The organism is Streptomyces sp. NPDC101181, from assembly GCF_044767975.1.
Classification (GTDB): Bacteria; Actinomycetota; Actinomycetes; order Streptomycetales; family Streptomycetaceae; genus Streptomyces.
Window position 1 is genome coordinate 72829 of record NZ_JBIWOX010000023.1, and the last position, 15695, is coordinate 88523.

The 15695-nt window shown below is 73.2% G+C and carries 14 protein-coding genes; 6 read left to right on the top strand and 8 right to left on the bottom strand.

Annotated features, from left to right (window positions below):
* The first annotated feature begins 112 nt into the window (after nt 1–112).
* The 3 genes from wrbA to ACIRRU_RS27120 all read left to right on the top strand — a co-directional run bounded on the left by wrbA (nt 113) and on the right by ACIRRU_RS27120 (nt 3134).
* On the top strand, nt 113–736 hold the full coding sequence (gene wrbA, locus ACIRRU_RS27110) for an NAD(P)H:quinone oxidoreductase (RefSeq protein WP_403684727.1): 624 nt from the start codon (nt 113–115) through the stop codon (nt 734–736).
* A 73-nt stretch (nt 737–809) separates the two neighbouring features.
* On the top strand, nt 810–2237 hold the full coding sequence (locus tag ACIRRU_RS27115; protein ID WP_403684730.1) for a glutamate decarboxylase: 1428 nt from the start codon (nt 810–812) through the stop codon (nt 2235–2237).
* 81 nt (nt 2238–2318) lie between these two features.
* Nucleotides 2319–3134, top strand: a complete 816-nt coding sequence (locus tag ACIRRU_RS27120) for a hypothetical protein (RefSeq protein WP_403684733.1) — start codon at nt 2319–2321, stop codon at nt 3132–3134.
* Nucleotides 3135–3155: 21 nt separating this feature from the next.
* On the opposite strand, the gene ACIRRU_RS27125 is transcribed toward ACIRRU_RS27120, so the two are convergent.
* The 5 genes from ACIRRU_RS27125 to ACIRRU_RS27145 all read right to left on the bottom strand — a co-directional run bounded on the left by ACIRRU_RS27125 (nt 3156) and on the right by ACIRRU_RS27145 (nt 8301).
* Entirely contained in the window at nt 3156–3983 is an 828-nt protein-coding gene (locus ACIRRU_RS27125) for an ABC transporter permease (RefSeq protein WP_403684736.1), read from the bottom strand.
* The gene (locus ACIRRU_RS27130) at nt 3980–4954 is read right to left on the bottom strand and encodes an ATP-binding cassette domain-containing protein (protein WP_403684739.1); all 975 of its coding nucleotides are present in this window, start codon (nt 4952–4954) and stop codon (nt 3980–3982) included. The genes ACIRRU_RS27125 and ACIRRU_RS27130 overlap by 4 nt, the downstream gene beginning before the upstream one ends.
* A 150-nt stretch (nt 4955–5104) precedes the next feature.
* Nucleotides 5105–5746 carry a PadR family transcriptional regulator gene (locus tag ACIRRU_RS27135; RefSeq protein WP_403684741.1) on the bottom strand — a complete coding sequence of 214 codons (642 nt, stop codon included), beginning with the start codon at nt 5744–5746 and terminating at the stop codon, nt 5105–5107.
* Nucleotides 5747–5922: 176 nt separating this feature from the next.
* Entirely contained in the window at nt 5923–7380 is a 1458-nt protein-coding gene (locus ACIRRU_RS27140) for an aldehyde dehydrogenase family protein (protein ID WP_363204785.1), read from the bottom strand.
* Between the two features lie 57 nt (nt 7381–7437).
* The gene (locus tag ACIRRU_RS27145) at nt 7438–8301 is read right to left on the bottom strand and encodes a helix-turn-helix domain-containing protein (RefSeq protein WP_403684745.1); all 864 of its coding nucleotides are present in this window, start codon (nt 8299–8301) and stop codon (nt 7438–7440) included.
* Between the two features lie 356 nt (nt 8302–8657).
* Here ACIRRU_RS27145 and ACIRRU_RS27150 point away from each other — a divergent pair, with 356 nt between their 5' ends.
* A complete protein-coding gene (locus tag ACIRRU_RS27150) occupies nt 8658–9164 on the top strand; it encodes an ATP-binding protein (protein ID WP_403684748.1) in 507 nt (168 codons plus the stop codon).
* Nucleotides 9165–9203: 39 nt separating this feature from the next.
* On the opposite strand, the gene ACIRRU_RS27155 is transcribed toward ACIRRU_RS27150, so the two are convergent.
* Nucleotides 9204–9446, bottom strand: coding sequence for a DUF397 domain-containing protein (locus ACIRRU_RS27155; protein ID WP_363204782.1), 243 nt, complete (start codon nt 9444–9446; stop codon nt 9204–9206).
* Between the two features lie 273 nt (nt 9447–9719).
* Between ACIRRU_RS27155 and ACIRRU_RS27160 the strand changes: the two genes are divergently transcribed.
* Nucleotides 9720–10214 carry a hypothetical protein gene (locus ACIRRU_RS27160; RefSeq protein WP_403684751.1) on the top strand — a complete coding sequence of 165 codons (495 nt, stop codon included), beginning with the start codon at nt 9720–9722 and terminating at the stop codon, nt 10212–10214.
* Between the two features lie 101 nt (nt 10215–10315).
* Here ACIRRU_RS27160 and ACIRRU_RS27165 read toward each other — a convergent pair whose 3' ends face one another.
* Together ACIRRU_RS27165 and ACIRRU_RS27170 are read right to left on the bottom strand one after the other, a co-directional pair.
* Nucleotides 10316–12454: an FUSC family protein gene (locus tag ACIRRU_RS27165; protein ID WP_403684754.1), complete on the bottom strand. Its 2139-nt coding sequence runs from the start codon at nt 12452–12454 to the stop codon at nt 10316–10318.
* A 36-nt stretch (nt 12455–12490) separates the two neighbouring features.
* A complete protein-coding gene (locus ACIRRU_RS27170) occupies nt 12491–13675 on the bottom strand; it encodes a DUF2786 domain-containing protein (protein WP_403684757.1) in 1185 nt (394 codons plus the stop codon).
* Between the two features lie 273 nt (nt 13676–13948).
* Between ACIRRU_RS27170 and ACIRRU_RS27175 the strand changes: the two genes are divergently transcribed.
* Nucleotides 13949–15631, top strand: coding sequence for a bifunctional 3'-5' exonuclease/DNA polymerase (locus tag ACIRRU_RS27175; RefSeq protein ID WP_403684760.1), 1683 nt, complete (start codon nt 13949–13951; stop codon nt 15629–15631).
* The last annotated feature ends 64 nt before the right edge of the window (nt 15632–15695 follow it).

Sequence of the window (15695 nt, forward strand, 5' to 3'; positions counted from 1 at the left end):
CGGGGCGGGCCCCGTCCGGCGCGCCGGACGCCGTGAACATCCGTATCGTCGGCTTCGTCACCAAAGAGCCAGCATCCGCTGGTGTGCCGCGCTGCTCCGCCGGAGGTCCCGTATGTCCACGCCCGTCAACGTCGCCGTCGTCTACTACTCGTCCACCGGCACCATCGCCGCCATCGCGAAGGCGATGGCCGAGGACGCGGAGCGGGCGGGGGCGCGGGTGCGGCTGCGCCGGGCGGCGGAGCTCGCCCCGCGGTCCGCCATCGACTCCAACCCGGCGTGGGCCGAGAACCTGGCCGCGACCGCCGACATTCCCGAGGTCTCGCCGGACGACATGGTCTGGGCGGACGCGGTGATCTTCGGCTCGCCGACCCGCTACGGGAACATCGCCGCCCAGCTCAAGCAGTTCATCGACACCCTCGGCGGGCTGTGGCAGGCGGGGCAGCTCTCCGACAAGGTCTACAGCGGGTTCACCTCCTCCTCCACCACCCACGGCGGCCAGGAGACCACGCTGCTCGCGCTCTACAACACGATCCACCACTTCGGCGGCATCCTCGTCACCCCCGGGTACACCGACGCCACGAAGTTCGTCGACGGCAACCCGTACGGCACCTCGCACGTCGCCGGGCAGGGCGACATCCCGGTCGGTGAGCAGACCCTGACCGCGGCGCGGGTGCAGACCGAGCGGGTCGTGAAGTTCACCCGGGCCATCAAGGCGGGCCTGGCCGCCGAGGCCTGAGGCACCCGCCGACCCGGATACCGGCCCCGTCCGTCCGGGGCCGGTCCCGTCCGCCGAGAGAAGGGTCTCCCCCATGCCGCTCCACCGTGGTGCCCACCCGGACCGGGACGAGCCCTCCGAGGAGCGGCGCCGGCTCGCCCTCAACCCCTTCTACGGGGCGGCCGACCCGGCCGCCGCGATGACCACCGCGCCGCCCACCCACCGGCTCCCCGACGGGCCGCTGCCGCCGCTGACGGCGTACCGGCTGGTCCACGACGAGCTGATGCTCGACGGCAACTCCCGGCTCAACCTGGCGACCTTCGTCACCACCTGGATGGAGCCGCAGGCCGGGGTGCTGATGAGCGAGTGCCGGGACAAGAACATGATCGACAAGGACGAGTACCCGCGCACCGCCGAGCTGGAGCGGCGCTGTGTGGCGATGCTCGCCGAGCTGTGGAACGCCCCCGACCCGGCGGCGGTCGTGGGGTGTTCGACGACCGGGTCGAGCGAGGCGTGCATGCTGGCCGGGCTCGCCCTCAAGCGCCGCTGGGCCAAGCGGAACGCGGACCGCTATCCGGCGACCGCCCGGCCCAATCTGGTGATGGGCGTCAACGTGCAGGTCTGCTGGGAGAAGTTCTGCGCCTTCTGGGAGGTGGAGGCCCGGCAGGTCCCGATGGAGGGCGGGCGCTTCCATCTCGACCCGCAGGCCGCCGCCGAACTGTGCGACGAGAACACCATCGGGGTCGTCGGCGTCCTCGGCTCCACCTTCGACGGGTCCTACGAGCCGGTCGCCGACCTGTGCGCCGCCCTGGACGCCCTCCAGGAACACACCGGCCTCGACATCCCGGTCCACGTCGACGGGGCCTCCGGGGCGATGGTCGCCCCCTTCCTCGACCCGGACGTGGAGTGGGACTTCCGGCTGCCGAGGGTGTCCTCCATCAACACCTCGGGCCACAAGTACGGGCTGGTCTACCCCGGGGTCGGCTGGGCGCTGTGGCGCTCGGCCGAGGAGCTGCCGGAGGAGCTGGTCTTCCGGGTCAACTACCTGGGCGGCGACATGCCGACCTTCGCGCTGAACTTCTCCCGGCCCGGGGCGCAGGTGGTCGCGCAGTACTACACGTTCCTGCGCCTCGGCCACGACGGCTACCGGGCGGTCCAGCAGGCGTCCCGGGACGTGGCCCGCGGGCTCGCCCGTGCGGTGGAGGAGCTGGGCGACTTCCAACTGCTCACCCGGGGGGACGAGTTGCCGGTGTTCGCCTTCACGACGAACGAGGACGTCCACGCGTACGACGTCTTCGACGTCTCGCGGCGGCTGCGGGAGCGCGGCTGGCTGGTGCCCGCCTACACCTTCCCGGCCAACCGGCAGGACCTGTCGGTGCTGCGGGTGGTGTGCCGCAACGGGTTCTCCTCGGACCTGGCGGCGCTGCTGGTGGAGGACCTCACACTGCTGCTGCCCGAACTGCGCTCCCAGCGGCACCCGTTGAGCCACGACCGGTCGGCGCCGACGGCGTTCCACCACTAGACGGCCCCCACCGGTCCCGGTTCTGTGACAACCGCGCCGGAAGCGGGGCGGGGTGCTTTCGCGCTGCTGTAGTTTCCTGCCATGTCCACGAGCAAAGACATGGAGAACCCCGACACGCGGTTCTCCGCGTTGCTGGGGAGCGCGGCACGGCTTCCGGGCGTACGGATCGACCGCGCGGCGTATCTGCGGCGGGCGCTGGCCCGGCACTGCTCGGAGGCGGAGGTCCGCCGGGCGATCGAGCTGAGCCCCGCGGCGGCGGGCATCCCGCTCGCCGTCCTGGACCGGGTGGCCGACGAGTCCATCACCTACGAGACGGCCAAGGCGAGCGCCCTGTCCGCGGCGGCCGGGATGCCCGGTGTGCTGGCGCTGCCCGCCACCGTGCCCGCCGACCTGGCGCAGTACACGGGCCATGTGCTGCGCATCGCGCAGAAGTTGGCCTACCTCTACAGCTGGCCCGATCTGTTCGCCGAGGACGCCGACCTCGACGACGCGACCAGGAGCGTGCTGACGCTCTTCGTCGGCGTGATGTTCGGTACCCAGTCGGCGAACGCCGCGGTGGGGAAGGTCGCGACCATGATGTCGCGGGAGGTCGCCAGGAAACTGCCGCAGCGGGCCCTCACCCAGGGGGTCGTCTACCCGGTGGTGAAGAAGGTCGCCGGTTATCTCGGGGTCGAGATGACGAAGCAGACCTTCGCCAAGTCCGTCTCCAAGGCCATTCCCGTCGTGGGGGCCGTGGTCTCCGGCGGGCTCACCCTCGCGACCTTCCGCCCCATGGCGAAGCGGCTGAAGAAGCACCTCTCCGGCCTGGACCTCGCCAGGCCCGCGCCCGGGGTGGTGATCGGGGAGGTCGTCGCCGTCCACGACTCCCCGGTCACCCGCCGGGGCCGGGGCCTGTGACGTACGGCCGGCCGGGCCCCGTCACCGGCTCAGCCGGGCGAACTTCCCCACCGCCAGCGGGAAGAACACCGCGATGATCGCCATCGGCCAGAGCACCGCCAGGAGCTGGGCGTTCTCCGCCGCCCAACTGCCGGTCGCGCCGCCCGGGTTGCCGAACAGCTCCCGTACGGCGGTGGCGGTCGCCGACATCGGGTTCCACTCGACCACCGCGCCGAGCCAGCCCGGCATGGAGGCGGGGGTGGCGAAGACGTTGGAGAGGAAGCCGACCGGCCAGACCAGGATCTGGACGGCGGAGACCAGCTCCGGCCTGCCCGCCACCATCGCGAGGTGGATGCCCACCCACAGCATCGCGAACCGCAGCAGGAGCAGCAGCCCCACCGCGCCCAGCGCGGCCGCCGCCCCGTGGTGCCAGCGCCAGCCGACCGCGTAGCCGACCCCGGTCATCACCGCGAGGGCGGCGACCGACTGGAGCATGTCCGCGGCACTGCGGCCCACCAGCACCGCGCCCGGGACCATCGGCATCGAGCGGAAGCGGTCGACGACCCCCTTGCCGAGGTCCTGGGTGACCGCGAGCATCGTGCTCTCCAGGCCGAAGGCCATGGTCAGCGCGAGCATCCCGGGCACCAGGAACTCGGTGGGATCGCCCTCCACGCCCCGGCCGCCGCCCACCAGATAGGTGAACATCAGGAGCAGCATCACCGGGAACGCCAGGTTGACCAGGACCGCGACCGGCTGCCGGGCCCAGTGCGCCAGTTCGCGCCGGGTCATCGTCCAGGAGTCGGCCAGCGCCCAGCCGAGCCGGGAGCCGCCCTCGCCCGGACCGGGAACCGCCGTCGTCGCCGCGCTCACGCCGCCACCTCCGTCTTCTGCGCCTTCTCCGTACACCGGGTGTCGACGGGCCGCCCGGTCAGGGCCAGGAACACCTCGTCCAGGGTCGGGCGGCGCACCGCGATGTCCTCCGCCTCGATGCCCGCGTCCTCCAGTGCCCGCACCGTCCGGGTCAGGGCCGCCATCCGGTCCGGGGCGGGCGCGCCGATCAGCCGCCGGTCGGGGTCGAGCGTCAGGTCCTCGCCGCCCAGCAGCGCGGCCGCCTCCCCGATCCGGGAGGCGTCGCGCAGGACGACGTCGATCCGGTCGCCGCCGACCCGGGCCTTCAGCTGGTCGGGGGTGCCCTCGGCGACCGCCCGGCCGCCGTCGATCAGGCAGATCCGGTCGGCCAGCTGGTCCGCCTCGTCCAGATACTGCGTGGTCAGCAGCACCGTGGTGCCGCCGCCGACCAGGGAGCGGACTGCTTGCCACACCTCGGCCCGGCCGCGCGGGTCGAGCCCGGTCGTCGGCTCGTCCAGGAACAGCACCTCGGGGTCGGTGATCAGGGACGCGGCGAGGTCCAGCCGCCTGCGCATCCCGCCGCTGTAGTGCCTGACCGCCTTCCGGCCGGTGTCCGCGAGGCCGAACCGCTCCAGCAGCTCGTCCGCCCGGCTACCCGCCCGGCGTGCGCCCAAGTGGTACAGCCGCCCGAACATCTCCAGGTTCTGCCGCCCGCCGAGCTGTTCGTCGACCGCCGCGTGCTGCCCGAGCAGCCCGATCCGCCGCCGCACCTCGCGCGCCCGGGTGCGGACGTCGAGTCCGGCCACGGCGGCCCGGCCCGCGTCGTGGCGCAGCAGCGTCGACATGATCCGCACGGCGGTGGTCTTGCCCGCGCCGTTGGGGCCGAGCACACCGTGCACGGTGCCCCGGGCGACGGCCAGGTCCAGTCCGTCCAGGGCGCGCTTCTCCCCATACCTCTTGCACACGCCGTCCAGGACGATCGCTTCGGTCATGGTCACCGTCACCCTTCCCCAGCTTCGTAGTCAAACTTGACTAGAGGCTCGAAGGTAAACCCCGATCCGGCATTCGTCAAACTTGATTAGTGGCGGCGTCCCGGTCGGTGGCGACTCCCCGGGCGGTCGTGGCGTTCGAGCGCCCGGCGGCTACTCGTCGTCCCCCGGGTCATGGACGCCCGTCGCGAACGGGTTCTCCTCACCCTCCGCGAGCACCCCCACGAAGGGGTCGCCCTCGCCCGCGAAGGTGTACGCGCCGCCCTCGATGCGCTCGATCAGGCCCCGGGTCCACTCCGCGCCGCTGTCCGCCGAGTGCACCCACAGGTTCATGATCTCGCCGATGTGGCCCAGGGATTCGGGTCCGTCCGCGGGGGTGTAGTACTCGGTGACGGACGCCCGCCACTCTCCGATGCCCGCCACCCGCTCCTTCAGCAGCGCGACCGCCTCCGCACGGGGCAGATCGACGATGAACCCGATCGCCGCCGAGAGCACGTCCATGTTCTGGTCGTAGGAACGGATGGCCTGCCGCAGCAGGCCGCGGTACTCCTCCAGGCCCCGGTCCGTCACCTCGTACTCGGTGCGCGGCGGACCCCCCGCGGTGGAGGGCGCGGTCTCGTGCGCGAGCAGCAGTTCCTGCTTCGCCATCTGCTTCAGGGCGTGGTAGATCGACCCGGGCTTGGCGTTGGACCACTCGTGCGCGCCCCAGTACTCCAGGTCGTTGCGGACCTGGTAGCCGTGTGCGCGGCCGTGCATCCGCACGGCGCCGAGGACCAGCAGCCGGATCGCGGACATCGCGCCCCCTTCTCCCTACTCAACTTTGACTAGCATATCCGGCCGAGGGGCGGCGGCCGGAGGGCGGCCGGTGCGGACCGCCGGGGAAGGGCGAGGCGCCCGCTCGGGCACCGCCCGCGTGAGGCGCCGCCTGCGTAAGGCACCGCCCGCGTAAGGCACCGCCCTCGCGCGCGTCCTCAGAAGGGGAAGACCGAGCGGCCGTGCTGGATGGACATCCACTTCTGGGTGGTGAACGCCTCCACCGCCGCCTCGCCGTTCAGCCGCCCGATCCCGGACGCCTTCTCACCGCCGAACGCGACCAGCGGGTCGTCCTGGACGGTGGAGTCGTTGACGTGGAACATCCCGCTGGCGATCCGCCGCGCGAACCGCACCCCGCGCTCCGCGTCCCGGGTGTGGACGGCGCCGCTGAGGCCGTAGGGGCCCTCGTTGACGATCCGTACGGCCTCCTCCTCGCCGTCGAACGTCATCAGCAGGGCCACCGGGCCGAGGATCTCCTGCGTCAGCAGCGGGGAGTCCTCCGCGAGGCCGGTGAGGACCGTCGGCTCGACGACGTTGCCGAGGGTCCGGCCCCGGACGAGGGCCCGCGCGCCGTCCGCGACCGCGCGGTCGACCAGGGCGCCCAGGGCGTCGGCCTGGAAGGCGTTGATGACCGGGCCGATCCGGGTCTCGGGGTCCCTGGGGTCGCCCGCCTTGAGCGCGGCCGCCTCGGCGGTGAACTTCTCGGTGAACTCCGCAGCCACCGCGCGGTCCACCAGGATGCGGTTGGCCGCCAGACAGGTCTGCCCCTGGTACAGGAACCGGCTGAGCAGGGCCGCCCCGACCGCGTGGTCGATGTCGGCGTCCGCCAGCACCACCAGGGCGCTGTTGCCGCCCAGTTCGAGGATGGTCCGCTTGAAGGACCCGGCGGCGGTGGCGGCGATGTGGCGGCCGACCCGCTCGGAGCCGCTGAACGAGATCACCTTGGGCACGGGGTGCGTGATGAACGCGTCGCCGATCTCGGCGCTGTCGGTGATCACGACGTTGAGCAGCCCGGCGGGCAGCCCCGCGTCCTCGAATATCCGCGCTATGAGCCCGCCGCCCACGACGGGCGCGTTCTGATGGGGCTTCACCACGACCGCATTGCCGAGCGCCAGCGCGGATCCCACCGCCTTCATCGTCACCAGGAAGGGGAAGTTGAAGGCGCTGATCACGCCGACGACCCCGACGGGCAGCCGGTAGAGGCGGTTCTCCCGGCCGTCGCCCACGGCCGGCAGCAGCCTGCCCGTCGGCCGCACGGCCTGGCGGATCGCCTCGCGCAGGAACTCCGCGGCCCCGCGCACCTCGTGGGCCGCGCGCGGCCGGGTGCCGCCCAGTTCGTCGATGATCGCCTCGGCGATCTCCTCGGCTCGCCGCTCGGTGCCGAGCAGGGCGCGTTCGATGACGGCCCGCCGCTCGTAGGGGCTGGTGGCGGCCCACTCGGGCTGGGCGCGCTCGGCGGCGCGGTAGGCCCGGTCGACCTCGGAGGCGGTGGCCACGGTGACGGCGGCGAGTTTCTCACCGTTGTAGGGATTGAAGTCGATGATGTCCCACGAACCGCTGCCGGTCAGCCACTCGCCGTCGATGTACTGGTGGGCCAGTTCACGGAAGAAGGACATGCAATCCCTTACTGCAGGCTGCGCAGACTCCTGATGTCCGGTCATCGTACTGAGAAATCAGGTCAGTTGGAGCAGTCCGCGCAGAAGATCCCGGCTCTCCTCCGAGGAGGGACTGTCCTGCGCGAGACCCGTCATGGCCTTTTCGTACTGCGCGACTTCTTCGGGCTTGTCCAGATAGAGCGCACTCGTCAGCTGCTCCAAATAGACAATGTCCGACAGATCGGATTCCGGAAAACGCAGCATCGTGAATGAGCCGCTCTCACCGGCGTGGCCGCCATGGCTGAAGGGCATCACCTGGAGCGTGATGTTCGGCTGCTCCGACATGTCGATCAGATGCCGCAACTGGGCCCGCATGACCTCGCGCCCGCCGTACGGGCGGCGCAGCGCGGCCTCGTCGAGCACCGCGTGGAAGGCGGGGGCCCGCTCGGAGACCAGGGCCTTCTGGCGCGCCAGGCGCAGGGCGACCCGGCGGTCGATCTCGGCGGGCGGGGCTCCGCGCAGGCCGCGTTCGACGACGGCGTGGGCATACGCCTCGGTCTGGAGCAGCCCGTGCACGAACTGGACCTCGTAGATACGGATGAGGGAGGCGGCGCCCTCCAGACCGATGTACGTCTGGAACCACCCGGGCAGCACATCGCCGTAACTGTGCCACCAGCCCGCGACGTTGGCCTCACGCGCCAGACCGAGGAGGGAGGCGCGCTCCGCCTCGTCCGCGACGCCGTAGAGCGTGAGCAGGTCCTCGACGTCCCTGGCCTTGAAGCTCACCCGTCCCAACTCCATGCGGCTGATCTTCGATTCGGAGGCCCGGATGGAGTAGCCGGCCGCCTCACGGGTGATGCCGCGTGACTCGCGCAGCCTTCTGAGCTGAGAGCCCAGCAGGATGCGCCGCACCACCGATCCACTCGACTCGCCTGCCGACACTGGCCCGACCCTCCCCATCGCCAATCTGACACCGGCTCCCCCCGGAACCCCGGGTGCCGGATTCTGCCACCAAAACGCTTCAGCCCGTACTCATTCGATTACGGAAATGGGAAGACGTCCGGAAAGCTCCGAAACTGCCCCCGGGAAGAAATACCCCACAACCACCACGGTATCGGGCAGGTCCGGCGCGTGCACGTGCATCTGCCCTTGCATCTGCTCTACGCATTCGGAACCATGGTCCTCGCGCACCTGCGTGCTCGTGTTGTGCCGCTGTACCCCCCGCAGTACCGCTACAGGCAGTGCCGCTACAGCCGCGAATCCCGGGAGTGCCTCGTATGGGGACGAATGGATCGACGATGCTCGAACCGTTACGGCGGGGGTTTCCCCCCACCGACCCCTCAGGGGTGGCCGGATCGGCGTCCTGCGCTCTGCCCGCCCGCTACGAAGCGGTGGGCGGGGCACGGAAGTTCACCAGGTCCACGCTGGACCGGTGGGAGCTGGGCGACCGCTTCGACGACGTCGCCCTGGTGGTCTCCGAACTCGTCACCAACGCCCTGCGCCACGCACTGCCCGGTGAGCCGCCGCGCGACTTCCAGGACCCGCCGGTGCGGCTGCACCTGATGCGCTGGACCTCCCGGCTGGTGTGCGCGGTGCGCGACCCCAGCCGGAGGAGTCCGGTGGCGGGCGAGGCGGCGGATTCGGCCGAGTCCGGCCGCGGTCTGTTCCTGGTGGAGTGCGTCAGCGACAGCTGGGGCTGGCACCCCTCTCCCGTACCGGTGGGGGAACCGCCTTCCGGCCCGCACTGCGGCAAGGTCGTCTGGGCCCTTTTCCGGCTTCCGGAAAACCCGGACGCCGCGGTGTAACGGCCCCGGCCCGAACGGCCACCGGAGTCTTTCGCGCGATCAGCCGCCGGTGGCCAGATGGTCGAACTCACCGTCCTTGACGCCGAGCAGCAGCGCCGCTATCTCGGCGGGCGTATAGACGAGGGCGGGCCCGTCGGGGTGGCGGGAGTTCCGCATCGCGACATTCCCTCCGGGAAGTTTCGCGAACTCCACGCAGGAGCCCTGGGAGTTGCTGTGCCTGCTCTTCTGCCAGACGACTCCGCGGAGCTCGGTGGCCGCCATGCCGTTGTACACGTGGTGCACAGGACGCTCCCCGAGTTGCAAGGTGCAAGTGTCAACTAGTCCGGATCATAGCTGTGTTCATATGCCTCTGCATGGGCAGATGCACGTGCACGCGGGGTGTTGCTGTGACTACAGCTTTTCGTGTCCGCGCATCGCTCCGGGGGAGAGACGAACGGCGCTCCTCATTGTCTCCCGATTTACTTGAAGCGAGGGGCAGTTGATGCCGAGCCGATACCGGCGCCTTGGTAACGTGGCGCGGTCTTTCGTCCGAAAAGCAGCAAGGGGGAACCGTACGTGATCAGGTCTTCGCGCACCGGCGTCGTCGTGGCCGCCGCTCTCGCCGCCTCCCTGGCGCTGACCGCCTGCGGCAGCGACGACGAACCGGACGGGAGCCCGGGTGCCGACGCCTCGGCGAGCGCGACGCCCGACGGGGGCAAGGCGTCCGGGGAGCCGACCGGGGGCGGCGTGGACGCCGCCGCGCTGGAGGGCACCTGGGCGGGGCTGACCGACGGCAAGAACGTCACCCTCTCCGTCGCCTCGCGCAAGGTCGCCCTCGTCGCCGACCGGTCCGTCTGCCAGGGCGACGTGAAGGACATGGGCGGTGAGCCGATGCTGCACCTGACGTGCGCGGGCGGCTCCACGGACCGGGTGATGGGCGGGATCGACACGGTCGACGGCTCGAAGCTGGTCGTCTCCTGGGAGGGCGGGATCACGGACACGCTGACCAAGGCGGACCCGGGCAAGCTGCCGTCCGGCATGCCCTCGCTCCCGGACCTGCCGACGCCGTAGGCCTGCCGACGCCGCAGACCTGTCGGCGCCCTGGACCGGCCAGCGCGTGAGGCCGGAGCCTCGGGGCGGTGAGGGCTCGGAATCCTGGGCCGGGCCGGGCCTCAGGTGTGCCGGGGCCGGTCGGCGCGGGTGCTGCTGACCAGGGTGGAGCCGCCGCGTTCGTCCAGGGCGCGGGTGAACTCCTCCAGCGCGTCCAGGAGCAGCGCGGCGCCCCGGTGCACCGGGGCGCCCGCCGACGGAGCGGCCGACGCCGTCGGGGTGTGCGGCACGTCCCACCGGGCCACCGCGTCCGCGACCTCCCGCCAGTCGGGCAGGCGGCGTTCGCGTACCGCCCTGGCGCCCTGTTCGGTGGCCCGGCGCAGCGCCTGGGCCAGGTCGGCGGCGCCCGGCACCGGATCCGCCGACCCCGGGGGCAGATGGGCCTCCAGGACCATCGCGGACCGGCCCAGCTGGGCCAGGGCGTGCTGGGCGTCGGTGGCGGCGGCCCGGGAGATGCCCCGGTGGCGTACGGGTTCGTGCTGGGCGGTCGCCAGGGCCTCCTGCCAGGCGACGCGCGCCTCGCGGGTGGCGATCAGGGCGTCGCGGACGGCCTCGACGTCCCGGGCGGCGGGGTCGGCGTACTGGTCGACCACCGTGGCCGCGTACCGCCCGTCCGCCACCAGCCACTCGGCCAGCCGGTTGCGCAGCCGCGGGGTCTCCCAGGCCGGGTAGACGGCGTACGAGACCATCGCGAGGAGCCCGCCGGCCAGCGTCAGCACGATGCGTTCGGTGACGGTCTGGGACCAGTCGTCACCGGCCATGCCGAGCAGGAAGACGACGTAGGCGGCGACGCAGACCTGGCCGACCGCGTACCCGGTGCGCATCAGCAGGTACATCAGCCCGGCGCAGACCACCGCGAGCAGGGCGGAGAGCCGGGCGCCGGGGTGGGCGGTCTGCACGACGGCGGTGGCCAGCCCGACGCCGACCAGGGTGCCGCCGAAGCGGGCCACGGAACGGGCGTACGTCTGCGAGAACTCGGGGCGCATCACCATCACGGCGGTCATCGGGGCCCAGTAGCCGTGGCCCAGCGGCACGGCCTCGCCCACGAAGTAGCCGCAGACGGCGACCACCGCGACCCGGACGGCGTGGCGCATGATCGCCGAGCCGTGGTGCAGCTCGCGGCGCATCGAGGCCAGCACCACCGGGACCAGCTTCAGCAGCGAGGGCCGGTGCCGGGTGTCCGGCGTGAGATCCGCGGGGACCCCGCTGTCGGTGCCGGTGCCCTCCGCGATCTCCAGCACGTCGTCGAGCAGCGCGGCGAGCCGGTCGGCGGCGCGGCGGGCGGGGCCGACCAGGATGACGTCGTTGTCGGGGGTCTTCAGGACGCCCAGGTCGGTGGCGGAGAGATGGACCGGTTCGCCGTACCGCACCGCCCGCGCGGCGGCGTCCAGGACCGAGCCCGCCGCGCCCAGCAGTTCGTTCACCCAAAGCCGCTCCAGCCCGTCGCCGGGGACCCCCATCGCCGGGTCCGCGAGCGAGGCCAGCACCGGGCGCAGCCGCTCGGCGATGCCCCGGGCCCCGTGCAGTTCGGCGGGGCGGCGGCGGGCCTGACGGGGGGTGACGGCGGCGGCGTTGCGGGCTTTCATCAGCGGCAGCGGGTCGAAGGGTGCGACCGGGTCCTGCCGCAGCCGCCGGGCGTAGTCGGCCTCGGCGGCCAGGGCGTCGGCGAGCGCGTCGCGCTGGGCGCCCCATCGGCGGACCGGGAAGAGGACGATGAGCGCGGCCTGCACGACCCCGCCGATGGCGATCATCGCCGCGTGGGCCGCGGCATCGGCGACCGAGGTGGGCAGGGTGATCGTCACGAGCATGATCGCGACGTTGGAGGAGGCGATGATGCCGCCGGTCGGGCCCGCCGCCCAGGCGAGGCCGGCGAGGAAGGTCCAGAGCCCGAGCAGGCAGAGGAACAGCACGACGTGCGCGCCGCTGACGTAGCCGACGAAGGTCGAGACGGCGAGGCTGGCGCCGGAGACCAGGGCGAGGACCGGGCGCGGGCGCCAGCTGCGCTGGAAGGTGGCGATGGCCGCCTGGAACGCGCCGAACGCGGAGCTGGCCGCGATCTCGGGCCCGAACAGCAGGAGGCTGGCGCCGACGACGAGGGCGAGCCCGGCCGCGCCGCGGAAGGCGATCAGCGGTTCGAGTCGCTGCCGCTCGATCTCCAGCCCCGAGCGGGCGGTCTCCTTCAGCGCCCGGAGCCAGCTCATGGGCCGAGCCTAGCCGGAACAACGGACAAGCCGGACTTACGCCATGATTTCCCCGGGTCCTCGTGGGGGCCCGCTCCGGTGGCCGCCCATCCGGGCGCGGTCGGCGGCGTCGGTCCCGTGGTTCCACCCCTCCCGGTCCACGGCCCCGCGCACCCGGGTCGTCGTGGTCCTCGGGAACATCCGCTCGGCGGTTTCGGTGACGGCGACGTCCCGGGCGGCCAGCACCGGCAGCAGCCCACCGCCCCCGTCCGTGCCCGTACCGGCACCGGCGGCGGCCGTGGCCCGTTCGGCGTCGGCCGCCAGCCTGCCGCCGAGCCGCTGGGCGTACGCCAGCTGGAACGCCTGCCGGAAGGTCTTGGTCCGCTTACGGCCTCCGGCTCGCTGCCCGGCCTCCGCCCTGGTCATCGCCGCTGTCCCCTGCACCAGCAGCGAGGTGAACAGCAGCTCGACCGCCTCCAGGTCCGCCTCGAAGCCGACGACCGTGGAGAAGCCCAGGTCCTCGTTCCACACGGCCCGGCAGCGGTTGGCGGTGGCGACGGCGTCGAGCAGGATCGCCTTGGCGCTCTCGTACGGGGGCTCCACCCCGATCCGGCACGCGCCGGGTGCCGAACCGCCGGGGGTACGGGCGGCCAGCAGGGCCTCGTCGACGCTGTGCCGGGCCATCAGCTCCTGCGCCTTGCCGGTCAGCGCCTCGGCCTCCTCCGGGAAACCGGTCGCCTCCGCCTTGGCCAGCAGCGCCCGGATACGGGTGAGGACGCGGGGCTCGTCGGCGGCGGGCGGCCGGTGCGGAAGGTCGGGGGCGGCGCCGGGCGGCGGACCGACCGGCTCGACGGCGGGCAGCCGCAGCAGCAGCCGGTACAGCTCCAGCAGGTCGGCGGCGTAACGGAACCGGTCGGGCCGGTTGCGCTCCACGGGCTCCGGCAGCCCGGCGAGCTGCCCGGCCCACCGGGGCGGCAGCTCCGCGTAGCGGGCGGTCTCGGCGGCGATCAGCGTCCCGGCCAGCGCCGCCCGCCGCTCGTCCAGCTCCCGGCGGACGAACCGCACCAGGTCGGCGGGTTGCCAGCCGCGCTCCCAGGCCCGCCGGACGAACTCCTCACCGCGCCGGTGCGCCTCGGCGTCGGCGTCCGGGGCGGCGGCGAGCAGGGAGGCCCCGGCGTCCAGGGCGGCGTCGCCCTCGGTGTAGAGCGCCGCCGCACACGCCCGGTCGATCACGGATTCCATCGGGCCAAGGGTAGGCGGGGGCCTGCCCCTCTCCGGGTCCGCCTCCCGGGGGCCTGCCTCCCGGGGTCCGCCTCCCGGGGGCCGCCTCCCGGAGGTCTGCCTCCCGGGGTCCGCCTCCCGGGACGGGCAGCCGGGCGAGGGCTTGGGCCGGGGTTCGGTGGCGGCCGGGGCCCGATGGCCGGGGCCCGGTGCTCGATGGCGGGGGTCCGGTGGCCGGGGCCCGGTCATGTCGTTGCCGGGGTGATGTCAGTGGCGGGTGCCAGACTCGCACCCATGAGCGAACGGTGGGCGCTGGCTCCGGCCGAGGGAGGCGGTGCGCTGCTCGCGCCGCTGGGCCGGGACGGCGCGCCCGCCGGTCCCGTCGTGGCCGAGCCCGACCTCGTGGCGGCGGTGCGCTCGCGCCCCGAGGTGGGGCGCTGGGTGTGGCGGTCCACGGCCGAGGTCTATCCGCGGCTGCTCGCCGCCGGGGTCCGCGTCGAGCGGTGCTACGACATCGAGTGCGCCGAGCTGCTGCTGCTCGGGCACGCCGGGCGGCTCGGCGAGCCTCGGTCCGCGGCCGCCGCTCTGGCCCGGCTGGACGAGGCCCCGGTGCCCCCGGACCCGCCCGCGCGCTCCGCCGAACCGGGCGCGCAGTCCTCCCTGTTCGAGGCGTCGTCGGGGACCGCGGTGCCGATCGAGGGCCTGCTCCGGGTCTACGCGGACCAGTTGCGCCGCCATGACACCGCCCGGCACCCCGACCGGATGCGGCTGCTGACCGCGTCGGAGTCCGCGGGGATGCTCGTCGCGGCCGAGATGCACCGGGCCGGGCTGCCCTGGCGCGCCGACGTCCACCGGGAGGTGCTCGACGGCCTGCTGGGCGAGCGGTACGCGGGCGGCGGCGAGCCCCGCAGGCTGGCCGAGCTGGCGGACGAGGTGTCGGCGGCGTTCGGCAGACGGGTGAGACCCGACCTGCCCGCCGATGTGGTCAGGGCGTTCGCCCAGGCGGGGATCGCGGTGAAGTCGACCCGGCGGTGGGAGCTGGCGGCGCTGGACCACCCGGCGGTCGAGCCCCTGATCGCGTACAAGAAGCTCTACCGGATCTGGACGGCGCACGGCTGGTCCTGGCTCCAGGACTGGGTGCGCGAGGGCCGCTTCCGCCCGGAGTACCAGCCGGGCGGCACGGTCAGCGGCCGGTGGACGACCAACGGCGGCGGGGCCCTCCAGATCCCCAAGGTCATCCGGCAGGCCGTGGTGGCCGACGCGGGGTGGCGGCTCGTCGTCGCCGACGCCGACCAGATGGAGCCCCGGGTGCTGGCGGCGATCTCCCGCGACCGGGGGCTGATGGAGGTGGCCGGTCACGACGGCGACCTCTACACGGCCCTGTCCGACCGGGCCTTCCACGGCGACCGCGAACACGCCAAGCTGGCGCTGCTCGGGGCGGTCTACGGCCAGACCTCCGGGGACGGGCTGAAGAATCTGGCCGCCCTGCGCCGCCGCTTCCCGCTCGCCGTCGCGTACGTCGACGACGCGGCGCGGGCGGGCGAGGAGGGGCGGGTGGTGCGGACCTGGCTCGGCCGGACCAGCCCGCCGGTCGCGGTGGCGGGCCAGGACGAGGAGGCGGGCCTGCCCCAGGAGGACCTGGCGCCGGAGAGCCTCGCGGGGGCCTCCGGCGGCGGCCCGGCCCGCGCCCGGGGGCGCTTCACCCGGAACTTCGTGGTGCAGGGCAGCGCCGCCGACTGGGCGCTGCTGCTCCTGGCCGCGCTGCGCCGGTCGCTCCACGCCCAGGGGCTCCGGGCCGAGCTGGTGTTCTTCCAGCACGACGAGGTGATCGTGCACTGCCCGGCCGAGGAGACCGCCGCCGTCACCGAGGCGATCCGCGCCGCGGGCGAGCTGGCCGGGCGGACCGCCTTCGGCGAGACACCGGTGCGTTTCCCCTTCACCACGGCGGTGGTCGAGCGGTACGCGGACGCCAAGTGAGACACCGCGGCGGGAGGGCCCGGCCGGGTGGACGGGGAAGCCGGAAGGCGTCTCCCCTTCGCCC